We start from the raw sequence: 15,529 nt of genomic DNA on the forward strand, positions 1-15,529 counted from the left end.
GTGCCGTTCTTCGACGGCCTCGTCGAGCGGCTTCGGGGGGACGAGATCGAGTTGCGCGTATTTGCTGGCGGGCCGCCTTCGTCGCAGGCGGCCCGAAAGGATGCCAGTTCAACCAACCCGTGGGAACGACGCATCGACTCGCGGGAGCTGTCGCTGTTTGGCCGCGTCATTTCAGCTCCCCGGGTCCCAGCAGACTTCTTCGATTCGAACGGCGTAATTGTTGGGCTCGTTGGATCCCAGCTGCACCCCTATATGGCTATGCTGCGGCGCCGCCTGGGCGGCGCACGCCTTGGGGTCTGGGGTCACGTCGCTTCATATGTCGCGCCACCGAACGCGCTTGACATGCACCTCGAGCGGATGATGCTCCGAACAGCGGATCAGGTCTTCGCTTATACGCCGAGCGGCGCGGAGTTCGCGCGCGAACAGGGCGCTGAGGCGGGTCGGGTCACCACGGTAATGAACTCGGTGGACACTTCCGGTCTACTGGTCGAAATCCAGCGGCTGAGCGAGGGCGGTGCGCTCGCACTCGGCGGGGTGGTCCCGGGGCGCCGCTACCTTGCCTATATCGGCGGCCTGGACCAGAGCAAACGGATCGATTTTCTCGCCCAGTCGCTCGATCGCCTTTGGACGCGTGACCGATCAGTCGTGCTCCTCGTCGCTGGCCGTGGTGACCAGGAATCTCTTCTTCGAAGGGCGATTGAGCGTGGTCAGGTAATCATGGTGGGGTACGCCGATGACCGGCTGCTCGCCCAGCTGGCGGCGGCCGCTTCGGCAATCGTCATGCCGGGAAGGATCGGCCTCGTCGCGGTCCACGCGCTCGCCATGGGGCTACCCATTCTCACTGTGGACTGGCCCTATCACGCACCTGAGTTCGAGTACTTAACCCCCGGCGAGTCTGTGCATGTACTCGCGAACGACGTTGACGCGTTTGCCCAAGCCATGTCATGGGACTGGGGGCGAAGCGATCCAAAGGCGGCCCGGTGGGCGTTTCCGACCCTCGACGAGATGGTTCGGAACTTCGCGACGGGAGTCTGTCGAATGCTCGACACCTGAGAGTTCGTCCGTTCGTCCGCGGTCTCAGCGCTTAGTAGGATTTGGCTTGGCGCGCAGTGTGCCGACCACCCAGGAAATGTGAAGCAGGTGACGGTTGGCGCTCTTGTTGCTGGTCATCATCATCGTGGTCCTGCTCCTCGGGTACAGTTGGGCGCCATCCGACTCGCGGGGCACCAGGCCACTGTTCTCGGCGTATTCAACGGTCCTGCTCGCGTTCGCCATCTACATTCCGTTTCCAGCGACGTTGATACTCATCGCCGGCGACTATACGTGGGCAACCGGTTACTACTCGGAGCAGTTGCTCGCGGCGACTCTCGGCGTCTCGCTGATTGCGTTGGTGGCGTTCATTGTGGGCAACGTTCTTGCTCGAGGACGCAACCGACTGACCGAGACTCCTGAGAGCCGACTAACTGCTCACACCTCCGAAGTTTTGCTTGTACTGATGGTCCTGGTGGGCGTGGCCATGAAGGTCGCCCTCGTGTTGGGCGGGGGTGGGGTCGAGAACGCCCTCATTCGGTTGTCGTCCTTCGCCAGCGTCGCAGCCAACGTTGAAGAGTTCGGTGCCGACGAGATTGGACTGCGAACGCTCTCAGGAGTCGCTGATGGCGCGGCGACCTGGGGGCTGGTGCAAGGCCTCCGCGACAGACGCAGAGTCTTTCCCTGGACGATCGTCTTCGTCGCAGTCCTCGCGATGAGTTACTTCACCATCGGCAAACGACTGCTGCTGATCCTGCCCCTGGTCTGCGTCGCCGTTGCCGTTCACAACTATGTGCGCCCGATCACTGTCCGGCTACTTCCGCTTGCCTTCGGACTAATTCTTGTCGCTGGTCTTTCGACCCTCTTCGCGAGGATCTTCCTTCCCGCCGCCGCCGCGGGGGTGGCTATCGATCTGAACCAGATTAAATATGCTGATGGATCTGCTCTGGCCTTCTACTTCTACTCGCTGGAGTTTTCGACAGTCGAAATGATCTCAGTTGCGATCCGCGACGCGACGAACATTGCGAGCCTGTTCGGTGGATCGGCATCCGCGTTCATTACGACGAATCTCGTGCCGTTTCTCTACTCGATCCCGCGTTCGATCTGGCCAGGCAAGCCAGCCGTTTTCTATGACGTCTCATACGGCGTGAGTGCAGCGTTAGGCGCGACGCCCTTCGAGGACCCAACGGTCGGGTACGCGTCGACGGCGATCGGCACTTCCTACATCGTGGGAGGGGTGCTCGGAGTGATCGCCGTGATGTTCGTGTTCGGAATGGTGACGGCCCGCGTAGATCGCTCCCTGCATGTCGCCGAGTGGTCCATCGCGCGCACGATGTTCTATGCGGTGGCGGTCGTGATCGCTTTCCATTTCTTCAGACAGGGCACGCTGGCATGGACGTTCATCGTCTCGATCGTGCAGCAGTATGGCCTTCTCTTGGCATTCGGTGTGGCAGCGGTCGCTGCGATCCCTCGTCGGGCACGGCGACTCGATCTCGTTTCCGGTAGGAGTGACTCATGAGGGCAGCGATAGGCAAGGCATTGCTCCTTATGGATCGTCTCGTGGACGGGATTCGCCGCTCGTACTGGCGACTGCGCACGGACGGAGTCGGGACGGGGTCACGCCTCGCGTCCACGGTGAGAATCCGGGCTCCGCGCTACGTCTCGATCGGAGCTCGATGTGTTCTGAATGACTTTGTCCACATCTGGGGTGCGGGCGGCGTGGAGATCGGTGACGATACGTTGATTGCGGCGCATTCCGTCATTTCCTCGCAATCACACGACATCGACGCATTGGCGGCTGGCTCGCTTTATCGAGAAACAGCGGCGAACGCTCGCGTGGTGATTGGTCGGAACGTTTGGATTGCATCCAACGTTGTCATCGGCCCTGGGGTCACAGTTGGAGACAACGCAGTCATCGGCGCCGGCTCCGTTGTGCTCAAAGATGTCCCCCCCGGCACCCTGGTGGCAGGTGTACCTGCGCGGGCAATCCGTGCGCTTCAATGAACTCGACAGCCACCAGAGGGTATTTCCGGCGCAACGTCGGGCTGAGCGTAGTCGCTTCCCTTCTTTCCGCAGTATCACTTTTTGCTGTCTTTCGCATCGCCGGTGAGGTCGTCGGATTCGAATGGCTCGGGGCCTGGTCGCTGATTCAGGGCATGATGCTGATTGCTCGGATAGCCGACTCAGGCGCGGCAGCCAACATCACCCGGGAGGTCGCGAGAAGGTATCGGACGGCGGGCAGAGCGCCGATCCTTCGTATCGGCCTGGCGGCATCAATCATCGCCTCGCTCCCGGCGTCCATTCTTGCGGGGATCATCGCGGTTCCCGTCGGTCTGTTCATGACCGAGATGTACGGGGGCGCCCTAAATGTCTCGTCACTTCACACGTTGATTCTGTTAGCAGTTGTCGCTGCAGTGCTTTCGAGTTTTGCTTCGGTGCTCTTAGCGGTAGTTGAGGGCGCATTCCTTTTGAACGCCAAGAGTCGCGTGATAATCGTCGCGAACATCATCGCGACGTGCGTCGGAGTTCCGCTCCTGTGGCCGATCGGCCCAGCAGCGATTGGACTTGTGTATGTCCTCATGGCTGGGGCCCAGCTTGTGGGGGCGTTGACGGTTCTGATCAGGGAAAGCGCTCGACGGCGTTTTCGCGACACGATCCGTATTCGCGACCATATACGCGCCCTGTGGCGTGAGAACGCACAGTTGAGCCTGGTCGCGATAATTCGGCTGACTTTCGAGCCGCTGACCAAGGTGCTGCTGAGTCTCGTGGCCCCCCTCCCGGCGATTGCCTCCTTTGAGCTTGCCCTGCGCGTGAGCACTCAGATTCGCGTTACGGTGCAGGCTGCAATGCAGCCCCTCGTCGCGCTCGGGGCTCGGCGGCCCGGCGAGGCCGACGAGGCGGCGCAACGAACATTTCGTAAGAGCCACAACCTAATCGCCCCCGCTAGCCTGATCCTCGCACTGGCGCAATTTCTTGCGGCGCCTGCGATTAGCTTGGCTGGGCTCGGCGGCCTCGATGAAGACTTCGTGATGTTCTTCATACTTCTCGCGATCGGCGGATCGCTGAATATCGCTGGATTGTCGGGCTACACGTTCCAGTTGACCAGTGGAGCAATTGCCCCCCTACTCGCCATTCAAGCTTCGATGGCGGCCGTCAACGGCGGCGCAGGCGCGGTAGGCGTGATGATAACCAGTCCGCCAACAGTAGTGGGTGCATATGCGCTGGCATTTGCGATAGGCGGCTTCGCATGTCGGCTGCTTCTTCCAGTGCCACTTTCCGCGGTCGAAATTGGGCTCGTTTGGCTCGCCCCGATTGCCGGGGGTGCGGCGATCTACACGGCGATTCGTGCGGCTCTGAGCGGCGGCCTAGCCGAGGGCCCGATCGTTGTTGTGGGTTGTGTCGCGGCTCTCGCCCTCGTAGCAGCGGCTACGCACTCCCTATGGAAGGCCCGGCGAAAGGATGAATAAATTGCGTGTCGCAGTATTGATCACAACCTTCAACCGCGTTCAGACGACGCTCCGGGGGCTGGATGGCCTCCACTCGGCGCTCACTGATGTACCGGAAGTGGTGGCCGACGTTTTTCTGGTCGACGACGGTTCGACCGACGGTACAGGAGCGGCAGTGGCGCGCGCCTACCCGGCGATGCACGTGATTCTTGGGAGCGGCTCGCTGTACTGGAATAGAGGAATGTGTCTCGCATTCGCCGAGGCAAGAAAAGCAGGCCCCTACGACGCCTACCTTCTAATGAATGACGACATTCAGTTGAGCGGCGACATCCGACCATTCTTCGAGTACTTCCGCCGCAATCGCGAGACGCTTCTGGCGGGGGCATTCACGTCCGAGGACCACGCTCACATTACGTACTCCGGATTCAATCGGCCAACTCGCCTGCGCCCATTACGTCTCGATACGGCATCTCTCACCGGCATTTCGACTCAGGTTGACACCGTCAACGGCAACTTTGTACTGGTCCCGGGGGAACTGATGGAACGGCTCGGTGGCCTCGACCCGGTGTACACGCATGCGCTCGGAGACCTCGATCTTGGTTTGCGTGCACGCGATCTCGGCGCCAGCGTCGAAGTCTTTTCCGATCCCCTTGGAGTCTGCGCCAAGGGCCCAACTCTGACCGAGCGACTCGCGGCCCGCCCGCGACGAGAACGCTGGGCGCAATCATTCGGCCCCATATTTGGAATCCGGCCGTATGCGCATTTCGTCTGGCGACACGGGACTCGAGTATTGTTTCCGTTCTACATGGCGAAGGCGCTGTTGGCCCGCCTCGTGTACGTCCTGAGGTAGCGCACCGGACCGTTGGGATCGCTCTGGGCCGGAGTCGAGACTTTGTGTTCCGAGGCACCCACAGACCTCGGCCAAGGGAAGCTCTTGGAAGGACGCTCGACCGCTTTGCAGCAGAAGTTCAGGATCTGACTCGCTCCACGGCTCGGATCCGCTCCGGGTGACAGAGCTCGACCTAGTGCGCCGTGCCGTGAGGTGCCAATGCGGCTCGCGCAGTGCGGAGCAGGATGACGAAGTCGGCGACCAGTGACCAGTTCTCGACGTACGAAAGGTCGAGTCGAACCGACTCATCCCATGACAGCGCTGAGCGGCCGCTCACCTGCCAGAGCCCCGTGATCCCCGGCTTCGCCAGGAAACGCCGATGGACGTGCTCCGCGTAGTGCTCGACTTCAGAAGGCAGGGGTGGACGAGGGCCGACGAGGGACATCGAGCCGGAGATCACGTTGGCGATCTGCGGCAGCTCGTCGAGGCTGAAGCGGCGCATGAACCGGCCCACTGGCGTCACACGCGGATCATTGGTCATCTTGAAGAGGACTTCGTTGCCTGCATCCTGTTGGGAGCGCAAATCGTCGAGCATCGACTCTGCGTTCACGACCATCGAGCGGAACTTGAGCATCTCGAACTCGCGACCGCTGCGACCCACCCGCACCTGCTTGTAGAGCACCGGCCCTGGGCTCGAGACCTTCACGATGAAGGCAAGGAGCAGCAAGAACGGGCTGATCAGGATTCCGCCGATGCCCGCGAGGGTGAGATCCATAGTCCGCTTGACCACTCGCTGACCACGACTGAACTTCGGCGTCTCGACATGAATAAGCGGCAGCCCGTTGACCGGCCGCGTGTGGATACGGGGGCCGGCGACGTCGAGGATGCTGGGCGCCAGGACGAGATGCTGGCGCCCGGCCTCGAGTGCCCACGAGATCTGCTTGACCTTGTAAGGGGGAAGGTCGTCCGTGCTGGTGACAGCGACGGTGTCGGCGCGTGTTGCCGTGATCGCCCTCTCCACGGCGTTGACGTTGCCCATGATCGGGACGCTGGTGCCCTCGATCACGTCGGCGACAGCCCCGGAGGGCACACAGGCACCCACCACCTTGTACCCCGTGCTGCGGTTCCGTTCCAGTTCGCGAGCGATCTGGCTCACCGACTCGCGAGAGCCGACCAGGAGGACCCGCGCCGAATACTCTCCAGACGACCGCTGGGCGACGAGCCACTGACGCCAGAGCCACCGCTCGAAGACGAGCACGAGAATGCCGAGGGGGAGGCTGAGGACGAGGAAGCCGCGCGCGACATCGACTCGGGCGAGGAACGCGACGATCGCGATGGCGCCGAAGAGTGTGAAGCTTGCCCGCGTGACCCGAACGTACTCGGTGTTTCCCGAACCGATCACCCGATAATCACGGGAATCGATAAGACCGAGCGCCCACATCCAGAGCAGGATCAGGACGATCGAGAAGGCCCAATACGAGACGTCCGAGATGCGCGTGTCTTCGCGCATAACGACCTGGGCGTTGCCGAGCCCGAACCACGCGATCTGAGCGCCGAACACCACCCAGACGAGCACGAGCAGATCGCTGACCCATAGCCGGCGGGCGTACCGCTCGCGCCAGCGGTCAGGCTTCACGGGGGTGGGGGGCGAACCGGTCGCGCCGGGCGTCACGATGACGCCCGGGACGGGCGTCGCCTGCTCTTGGACTGGGTTCTGGTGCGTCATGTTCGCCGCGTCGAGTGTTTGGTTCGACGTCACGTTTATCTACTCCACGGGTCTTGATTGCCCCCCAGGCGCGACAGTATCAGTCGAATGTGTCGGGACTGTGACGCCAGCAGGGGGACGGGACGCCTTGGACAGTTTAGGGGCTTTGGAGGGGGCGCGTTTCGTCTCGCTTCGCTCGCTCCCCAACCCGCGCGCAGTGGGCGTTTCGTCTCGCTTCGCTCGCTCAACGACCGGCGGTGGGAGCAGCGGCCGGCGTTTCGTCTCGCTCGGCTCGCTCAACCCTTCGACAGGCTCAGGGAGCGGGTGGGGCTCAGGCGGCGGGGGAGAGGAGCTTCTTGCCGGACCAGACCAGGACCGTGTCGCCGCTGGCGGCGATCGCGGTCGGGCGGGCAGCATCCGCTCCTTCGACGCAGCCCAGGGACGCAGGGTCGCCGCCATCCGCGAAGCGCGTGACGGCGAGCCCCTCGGGGCACGACTCATCGGTGTGCGCGACGACGATCCCGTCGGAGATCGCGAGCGCGACTGCATCCGAGGCCTTCAGCGGATCCCATTCGCCGTCGCTCAGAACGTAGGCGGTGCCGTCGCAGACGAGGGCGACTGCGCCGTTCGACGCGCGGACGGAGCGCGGGTCGTCGCACGGGGCGTCGACCTCGCCGTCCGGCGTGACGATCACGGTGGCGTCGGCCGACGACGGGTAGGTCCAGTACGCGAGGATCTCGGGGTATGAGTCCCAGAAGCGGCCCTGGGTGAAGGTGCGCAGGAGCTGCGTCTCGCAGTCGTCGCCCATGTCGGCGAGCAGTTCGGCCTCTGTCTGCGCGAACGTCTCGATGCCGCGCACCTGCTGGATGCCCTTGTATGTGGGTGTGACGTCGACCCAGGTGGAACCGCCGTCGGTCGACTTCTCGACGGTCGGGGAGTCACCTTCGCACTCGCCGGCGGTGGCGCGCCACATGCCTCCGGATCCGATGGAGAGGTAGCGCTCGGCGGACGCGGCGACGGGCTCGGGGAGCGAGGTCGAAGGGTCAGCAGACGGAGTGGCGGTCGGCGACGTCTTCACGGGCGCGGGACTCGGGGTCTCGTCACCGCCCACCGGGGTCGTGATGGGTGCGGGCGTTTCGTCTCGCTGCGCTCGCTCAACGACCGCGGTGCGCTGGAGGGCGAGGACGCAGAGCACGACGACGAGCGCGGCGAGAGCGATCACCGCGATGACCGCGATCACGCGGCCGGCGCGCGAGGGCCCACCCGAAAGGCGTGCCACCGGCGTTACTCGGCGCCGGAGGTGGGGCGGTTCGTGCGGAAGCCCAGTTGCTCGAGCGTGGGCGCTACGGGCGGCGTCGCGACCGGCGCCTTGCGCTTGCGGCCGGACGCGGCCTTCTGCGCGGTCTCCTTCTGGATGTACCCGTAGCCGCCGTACCCGCCGTAGCCGTAGCCGCCGTAGTACGAATCCGGGCCGCGGGTGGGCACCATCGTGAGCGCGATGCCGGCGAGCTTCGCGCCCACCGTCGCGAGTGCGTCAACCGCACCGGTCAGCTGGTGACGGGTGGTGCGGCCGGCCGAGACCGCCAGGATGGCGCCACTGGTCGCACGGGCGAGGATCGCGCCATCCGTCACGGGAAGAAGCGGGGGAGCGTCGCACAGCACCATGTCGAAGTCGCGCTCGAGCACGTCGAGCAGCGTCTGCATCTGCTTCGAGCCGAGCAGCTCGCTCGGGTTCGGCGGGATCTTGCCCGCGGGCAGCACGTACAGGCTGCGGCCGCCCCACGGCAGCATCACGTCGCCCACGCGCGCACGGCCGATCAGCACGTCGGTGAGACCGGCGCCGCCCTCGATGCCGAGGTACTCGGCCACCTTGGGCTTGCGCAGATCGCAGTCGAGCAGGGCGACGCGCTTGCCCGCGTCGGCCAGCGCGATCGCCAGGTTGATGGTCGTGGTCGACTTGCCCTCGCTCGGGACCGAGCTCGTGATCACGAAGCTCGACCGGCCGCCCATGTCGAGGAACTGCAGGTTCGTGCGCAGCGCGCGGAACGACTCGGCACGCGGGCTGAGCGGATCGGCGTGCACGATGAGCGGGCGCTCTTTGGCCTTCGGGTCGAACGCGATCGCGCCGATGAGCGGCGCCTTGGTGACCTGCTCGACGTCGCGGCCGTTGCGCACGCGGGTGTCGAGCACGGTGCGCAGCACCGCGATGCCGATGCCGAGCGCGAGGCCGATGAGACCGCCGAGCGCGAGGTTGAGCGGCACGTTGGGGCTGGAGGGCGCGAGCGCCGGCTGCGCGTCCTTCACCCGCGACAGCTTGACCGGGCTGATGCCGTTGTCGCTGGTCGGCTCGATTGCCTCGACGGTGTCGGTGAGACTCGCCGCCAGCGCGTTCGCGATGTCGGCCGCGAGCACCGGGTCGGGGTCGGACACCGTGATCGTGATGAGCGTCGTGTTGAGCGCGGCCGACGCGGTGACCGACTCGGCCAGCTCGCTCGCGGTGGTGCCGAGGCCGAGCTCGGCGATCACCGGGTTCATCACGATGGGCGTGGTCACCAGCCCGACATACGTGTTGATGCGTGCCTGGGTGAAGCTCGAGCCCTGCTGCAGCTCGGCGACCGAGCCGCTCGTCTGAGTCGAGACGAACACCGTGCTCGACGATTCGTAGATCGGCGTGCGGGTGAGAGAGTACGCCGCAGAGGCTCCGAGACCCAGGAGAGTCACCACGAGGATGATCACCCAGTTCTTGCGCAGGATGCGGATGTAATCGCTGAGCTCCATGCTCTCTCTCGGTGCATCGGGCGCCCGGGGGCGTGGCGTGACGGGGTCGCGATCAGTCTGCCACAGCGGGGTTGGCCGCCACGGCCAGGCGCACCACGCGCACGACCTCATCGAGCGCCGGATCCAGCTGCGATGCCGACACCTGATACGTCTTCCACGAACGGCCGTACGGGTCGATCACGTCGTCGTCCGCCGGGTCGGCGGCCGGCTCGACGAGGCCGCGCTTGCCCGCCAGGAGAGCGGATGCTGCGCGCACCCGTTCTTCGTCGGTGTCGTGCGGGCGGGCAGCGGCGACGATCTCGTCGTCGCTGGTCGCGCGCGAGAGCCGCGCGAACTCGCGGATCGTGAAGGTCGACCGCAGCCGCGACGGCGCGAGCTCGGCGATGGCGCGGCGGTGCTCGCGCGTCATCGCGAGGATCAGGTCGGGGGTGGAGAGGTGCGCCTCGGTCAGGTACCGGGAGAGGTGCGCTCCGGTCTCGGCGGGATCGATGCCGCGGGCGAGCGCGAGATCGACAGCCTCCGGAGTCATCGGGGCCGACGGGAGCCCCCGGGTTCCCGCGCTCCGGACGTCGACGCCGAGGTCGGCCAGGCGCGCACGCAGGATGACCGCGGCCAGCGGCGACCGGCAGATGTTGCCGGTGCAGACGGTCAGGATCTCGAGCACAGCGCACCTCGGGGCGGGGGATCAGGGCGGGGATCGGAGCGCGCACGGCCGGGTAACGTGGGGCCGTGCCAGATCAGCCTAGCGATGCCTCCGGTACGGGGGCTCAGGACGTTTCGTCTCGCGCAGGGCTGCGTGCGGGGCGGTCTGCTGACAAGGAGGCTCGCGGCGTTTCGTCTCGCTTCGCTCGCTCAACGGTCCGTGGGGCGGGGCGGACGGACTGGCGGCTCGGCGGACGCACGGTGCGCGGGTGGCGCGAGCTGCTGATCGCCTGGGCGCTGTTCAGCCTCGGAGCCGGAGTGCTCGCCGGGTTCACGATCCGCTGGCTGTGGCCGGCAGCATCCTGGTCGTCTCTGGCGAGCACGCTCGCCCTCTGGATCGGGATGCTGGTCCCCATCGTGATGGCGTTCAGCCGGTCGCGCCCGGTCGGCCTCCTGCGCCTGCGGCCGCTCGACCTTCTCTATGGCGTCGCGCTCGGCGTGTTCCTGCGCCTGTTCCAGGGATGGGTCGCGACGATGGCCGACGGCGGAGCGCCCTTCCCCACGTTCGCCACGATGGACGGCGCACTGCCGAGCTCGTGGTTCTGGCGCGAGGCCCTGCCCGCCGGCGTGATCGCCCCGGTGATCGAGGAGTTCTTCTTCCGCGCGGTGATCCTGGTGGCGATGTACACCGTGCTGCGACGCGGATTCGGCAAGATGACCGCCGGTCTCGCGGCGGCGCTGGTCTCCACCGCCCTCTTCGTCGTGCTGCACACCGTCAGCGGAACCCTCGGCATCGACGCGGTGGTCTCGCTGGGCGCCGTGGGCCTCACCTGCGCGGCGCTCGTGCTGCTCACCGGGCGCATCTGGGCCGCTGTCATCGTCCACGTCGTCTACAACTCGATGTATCTCCTGCTGGGCCTGGTCGGCACGTTCGCCGGATAGCCCGACGGCCGTCTTGCGGCCGGCTTGCGCAGGTCTTGCGCCGCTTTTGCGGACGCCTCGCGGACGTTCCCGGATGCCGGGTTCCCGCGCCGATATGATGAGCGATGCCGGCAGGGGCCGCACCCGAAATGCACCCCGACCCGGCACTCTTGGGGACTTGGGGATGGACATGCTGAAGAAGGCCTTCGCCGCGGCCGCCGTCGCGGCTGCGCTGACGCTGACCGGGGCGAGTGCGGCGACCGCCGCATCCGGCTATCCGGCCGCACCGCCCGTGTGCGAGGCGGTGCCGACCACGATCGCGGTGGGCGAGACCTCGACCATCACGTGCGTGTGGGTGGACGACGAACTCGACGGACGCACCGTGACGTTCTCGACGCAGGGCCCCGCCGTGCGCGACGACACCCTCTCGTCGCTCGTGTTCGCTTCGGAAAAGGGCAGCTCGAGCGCCACCGCACCCATCGCGGGCCGGACGGCGGCCGTGACGTTCACCGGTCCCGCCGAGCGGGTGTACCCGATCAGCGTGTCCTGGAGCGACGAGACCGAAGTCCTGCTCGAAGTCCCGATCACCGTGACCCAGGCCGCAGATGCCGGCCCGGACGCCGGGGCCGCGCTGCCCAGCACCGGTGGCACCGTGCCGACCGAGGCGCTCTGGATCGGCGTCGGTGCGGTCGGCCTCGGCGCGATCGCGGTCTACGCCGCTGTCGCCCGCCGCCGTCGCTCTCACCGCTGACGTCTGCTCTCGGGGAGTGACCGCGTACTCACGACCCTGGGTCGCCCTCGGAATCGCCGGGTCGGCGCTCGTGGGCGTACTCCTCCTGGTCGGCGGCCTTGAGGGCGTCATGGCGTCGTGGGGCCTCGCTCCCCTGGCGACCGTGCTCATCGACCTCGTCATCATGACCGTGCCGCTGCTGGTCGCGGTCATCGCAGCCGGGGTCATCGCCGGCGGCGGCGAGCCCAGGGGACCGGAGCGCGTCCACGACTGGGTGCGCGCCGTCGGTCTGCGCGCCTGGCGCGGAAGCGACCTGCTGCTCGGCATCGCCGTCGCACTGATCGCGCGGGCGCTGGTCGAGCTCATCGCGCCCACGAGCGGGTCGCTCGGCGGCGGGTTTGCGCCGACGGCCCCTGTCGTGATCGCCGCCGTCGCGGCGGTCGTCGTCTCTCCGGTCGTCGAGGAGCTGTTCTTCCGCGGGCTCGTGCAGCGGGCGCTCGCGGACGGGCTGGGCCGGGCGGGGCGGGTGGCAGCATCCGCCGTCGCGATCGCGGTCTCGACCGGTGCATTCGTGCTCCTGCACGTGCTCGCCGGGGGAGCGGGCCTCGGCGTGATCGCCGCGACGCTGGCCGTCGGCATCGGCTGCGGGGTGCTCACCGCCGTCACCGGACGCCTCGGCGGAGCGATCGTCGCGCACGTCCTCTTCAACGCGGCCGGCATCGCGCTGCTCATCTGGTGAGCGGATGCCGTCCCGAGCGGTTTGGCCGCAGCATCCCGATGACGTAGACTTGATCTTTGGTGTCCGGCTCAGCTGACCCGGCACCGCGAACGTGAGCCCTCCACTGGCGTGTTGGCTCGATCCGTTTCGTCTCGCTTCGCTCGCTCAACGAGCGGCGGGAGACGGCGTGATCGAAGACAACCACCCCGGAGTGGGATTCACGAACCTCTCCGTTCGATCAAGAAAGCAGCACTACTGTGACGCGCACTTACTCCCCCAAGGCTGGCGAAGCCCAGCGCGAGTGGCTCATCATCGACGCGACCGACGTCGTCCTGGGCCGTCTCGCCTCGCACGCGGCAGCACTCCTCCGCGGCAAGCACAAGGCCACCTTCGCGAACCACCTCGACAGCGGTGACTTCGTCATCATCGTCAACGCCGGCAAGGTCGCGCTGACGGGCCAGAAGCTCGAGCAGAAGAAGGCCTACCGCCACTCGGGTTACCCGGGCGGCCTCAAGTCGGTCACCTACTCCGAGTTCCTCGACAAGAACCCGGCTCGCGCCGTCGAGAAGGCCGTCCGCGGCATGCTCCCCAAGAACAGCCTGGGCCGCCAGCAGCTGACGAAGCTCAAGGTGTACGCCGGTGCCGAGCACCCGCACGCCGCGCAGCAGCCCAAGACGTACACCCTCGACCAGGTCGCCCAGTAAGCGCCGGACTGACTTAAGGACATACTCGTGGCGAACATCGAAGAAACCGCTCCCCAGAACTACTCCACCGAGACCCCGGCCGCTGAGACCGCCGTGGCCGCCGAGCGCCCCGTGCTCTCGGTTCCCGGTGCAGCTGTCGGCCGCCGCAAGGAGGCGATCGCCCGCGTGCGCCTCGTCCCCGGCACCGGCGTCATCACCATCAACGGCCGCACGTTCGAGGACTACTTCCCGAACAAGCTGCACCAGCAGCTCGTGACCGACCCCTTCACCATCCTCAACCTGACCGGTGCGTACGACGTGATCGCGCGCATCTCGGGCGGTGGCCCCTCGGGCCAGGCCGGTGCACTGCGTCTGGGCATCGCCCGCTCGCTGAACGGCATCGACGAGGAGAACAACCGTCCGACCCTGAAGAAGGCCGGCTTCCTCTCGCGCGACGCGCGCATCAAGGAGCGCAAGAAGGCCGGTCTCAAGAAGGCCCGCAAGGCTCCTCAGTACTCGAAGCGCTAAACGCTTCAATGGCGCTGTTCGGAACGGACGGTGTGCGGGGCCTCGCAAATGGCTCACTCACCGCCGATCTCGCGCTCACCCTGGCCCAGGCGACTGCTGTCGTCCTGGGCCAGGGCCGTACTGCGGAGGCTCGTCGCGCCGCAGGCAGGCGGCTCACCGCCGTCGTCGCCCGCGACCCCCGCATCTCGGGGCACTTCCTCTCGGCCGCGGTCGAGGCGGGCCTGGCCTCCTCCGGCGTCGACGTGCTCGATGCCGGCACCATCCCGACGCCCGCAGCCGCGTTCCTCGTGGCCGACGTCGACGCCGACTTCGGCGTGATGATCTCGGCCTCGCACAACCCGGCGCCCGACAACGGCATCAAGATCTTCGCCCGGGGCGGCGTCAAGCTCCCCGACGTGGTCGAGCAGCGCATCGAAGCGGCGCTCGACCGGCCCAAGCTCCAGCCCACCGGCGGCGACGTGGGACGCATCCGCCGTTTCGCGGATGCCGAAGACCGGTACGTCGTGCACCTGCTGGGCTCCCTGCCCCACCGTCTCGACGGGCTGCATGTGGTGCTCGACTGCGCGAACGGCGCAGCATCCGGCGTCTCGCCGGAGACGTTCAAGGACGCCGGGGCCAAGGTCACCGTCATCGGCGCCGACCCGGACGGACTCAACATCAACGACGGCGTCGGCTCGACGCACCTCGACACGCTCGCGGCCACGGTCGTGGCGGTCGGGGCCGACCTCGGCATCGCCCACGACGGCGACGCCGACCGCTGCCTCGCGGTGGATGCGTCCGGCACCGTCGTCGACGGCGACCAGATCATGGCCATCCTCGCGATCGCGATGAAGTCGCGCGGAGAGCTCGTCGACGACACGCTCGTCGCGACTGTGATGAGCAACCTCGGCCTGCACAGGGCGATGGATGCTGCCGGCATCCGCCTGCTGCAGACCGCCGTCGGCGACCGGTACGTGCTCGAGGCGATGAACGAGGGCGGCTACTCGCTCGGCGGTGAGCAGTCGGGCCACGTCATCATGTCACGCTTCGCCACCACAGGCGACGGCGTGCTCACCGGACTGCACCTGGCCGCAGAGATGGCCCGCCGGCGCAAGACGCTGGCCGAGCTCGCGTCGGTCATGACCGTGTATCCGCAGGTGCTCCTGAACGTGCCCGATGTCGACCGCGACCGCGCGTCGACCGATGAGGGTGTGCTCGCGGCCGTGGCTGCGGCCGAGGCCGCCCTCGGCGACTCCGGTCGGGTGCTGCTGCGCCCCTCGGGCACCGAGCCGGTCGTGCGCGTGATGGTCGAGGCGGTGTCGTCCGCGGAGGCGCAGCGTGTCGCCGACGAACTCGCCGCCGTCGTGCGGGAGCGCCTCGCGCTGTAGCGCGCCGGAACCCGGCATCGGCTGGGAGGTGTCAGGGAGAACCCGGTGCATTCCGTGCCGGGCATGGGGTAGGGCATACGCTGACGACAACAGCGATCGGCATCCGCCTTTGGCTTCACCTCCGCCCTGACGGGCGTGATGGAACGGCCTGGT

General features: G+C 66.7%; 15 protein-coding genes. 11 read left to right on the forward strand and 4 right to left on the reverse strand.

The features are described 5' to 3' along the window. The 5 genes from Microterr_RS02200 to Microterr_RS02220 all read left to right on the forward strand — a co-directional run bounded on the left by Microterr_RS02200 (position 1) and on the right by Microterr_RS02220 (position 5,325). Positions 1–1,053: a glycosyltransferase gene (locus Microterr_RS02200; protein ID WP_263796376.1), complete on the forward strand. Its 1,053-nt coding sequence runs from the start codon at positions 1–3 to the stop codon at positions 1,051–1,053. A 106-nt stretch (positions 1,054–1,159) separates the two neighbouring features. Next, a complete protein-coding gene (locus tag Microterr_RS02205) occupies positions 1,160–2,548 on the forward strand; it encodes an O-antigen polysaccharide polymerase Wzy (RefSeq protein ID WP_263796375.1) in 1,389 nt (462 codons plus the stop codon). 200 nt (positions 2,549–2,748) lie between these two features. After that, a complete protein-coding gene (locus Microterr_RS15485) occupies positions 2,749–3,033 on the forward strand; it encodes an acyltransferase (protein ID WP_318528811.1) in 285 nt (94 codons plus the stop codon). Then, entirely contained in the window at positions 3,030–4,496 is a 1,467-nt protein-coding gene (locus tag Microterr_RS02215) for a polysaccharide biosynthesis protein (RefSeq protein ID WP_263796374.1), read from the forward strand. Before Microterr_RS15485 ends, Microterr_RS02215 begins: the two co-directional genes overlap by 4 nt. Positions 4,497–4,512: 16 nt before the next feature. Beyond that, entirely contained in the window at positions 4,513–5,325 is an 813-nt protein-coding gene (locus tag Microterr_RS02220) for a glycosyltransferase family 2 protein (protein WP_263796373.1), read from the forward strand. 172 nt (positions 5,326–5,497) lie between these two features. Here the strand turns inward: Microterr_RS02220 and Microterr_RS02225 are convergent, their stop codons facing one another. The 4 genes from Microterr_RS02225 to Microterr_RS02240 all read right to left on the reverse strand — a co-directional run bounded on the left by Microterr_RS02225 (position 5,498) and on the right by Microterr_RS02240 (position 10,451). Continuing rightward, complete coding sequence (locus Microterr_RS02225; protein WP_404810206.1) at positions 5,498–7,030, reverse strand: sugar transferase; 1,533 nt, start codon at positions 7,028–7,030, stop codon at positions 5,498–5,500. Between the two features lie 310 nt (positions 7,031–7,340). Then, positions 7,341–8,288, reverse strand: coding sequence for a hypothetical protein (locus Microterr_RS02230; RefSeq protein WP_263796371.1), 948 nt, complete (start codon positions 8,286–8,288; stop codon positions 7,341–7,343). Positions 8,289–8,293: 5 nt separating this feature from the next. Further along, complete coding sequence (locus Microterr_RS02235) at positions 8,294–9,787, reverse strand: tyrosine-protein kinase domain-containing protein (protein ID WP_263796370.1); 1,494 nt, start codon at positions 9,785–9,787, stop codon at positions 8,294–8,296. A 52-nt stretch (positions 9,788–9,839) separates the two neighbouring features. Then, complete coding sequence (locus Microterr_RS02240; RefSeq protein ID WP_263796369.1) at positions 9,840–10,451, reverse strand: arsenate reductase/protein-tyrosine-phosphatase family protein; 612 nt, start codon at positions 10,449–10,451, stop codon at positions 9,840–9,842. Between the two features lie 239 nt (positions 10,452–10,690). Here Microterr_RS02240 and Microterr_RS02245 point away from each other — a divergent pair, with 239 nt between their 5' ends. From Microterr_RS02245 to glmM, 6 genes are all read left to right on the forward strand, one after another. Continuing rightward, positions 10,691–11,371, forward strand: a complete 681-nt coding sequence (locus Microterr_RS02245) for a CPBP family intramembrane glutamic endopeptidase (protein ID WP_263796368.1) — start codon at positions 10,691–10,693, stop codon at positions 11,369–11,371. Positions 11,372–11,540: 169 nt separating this feature from the next. Next, positions 11,541–12,101, forward strand: coding sequence for a hypothetical protein (locus Microterr_RS02250; RefSeq protein ID WP_263796367.1), 561 nt, complete (start codon positions 11,541–11,543; stop codon positions 12,099–12,101). A 16-nt stretch (positions 12,102–12,117) separates the two neighbouring features. Next, a complete protein-coding gene (locus Microterr_RS02255) occupies positions 12,118–12,819 on the forward strand; it encodes a CPBP family glutamic-type intramembrane protease (RefSeq protein ID WP_263796366.1) in 702 nt (233 codons plus the stop codon). A 236-nt stretch (positions 12,820–13,055) separates the two neighbouring features. Beyond that, positions 13,056–13,502: a 50S ribosomal protein L13 gene (gene rplM, locus Microterr_RS02260; protein ID WP_263796365.1), complete on the forward strand. Its 447-nt coding sequence runs from the start codon at positions 13,056–13,058 to the stop codon at positions 13,500–13,502. A gap of 27 nt (positions 13,503–13,529) precedes the next feature. Next, positions 13,530–14,009: a 30S ribosomal protein S9 gene (gene rpsI, locus Microterr_RS02265; protein ID WP_281974240.1), complete on the forward strand. Its 480-nt coding sequence runs from the start codon at positions 13,530–13,532 to the stop codon at positions 14,007–14,009. A gap of 8 nt (positions 14,010–14,017) precedes the next feature. Next, positions 14,018–15,376, forward strand: coding sequence for a phosphoglucosamine mutase (glmM, locus tag Microterr_RS02270; protein WP_263796364.1), 1,359 nt, complete (start codon positions 14,018–14,020; stop codon positions 15,374–15,376). The last annotated feature ends 153 nt before the right edge of the window (positions 15,377–15,529 follow it).

Source organism: Microbacterium terricola (genome assembly GCF_027943945.1).
GTDB classification, from domain to species: domain Bacteria; phylum Actinomycetota; class Actinomycetes; order Actinomycetales; family Microbacteriaceae; genus Microbacterium; species Microbacterium terricola.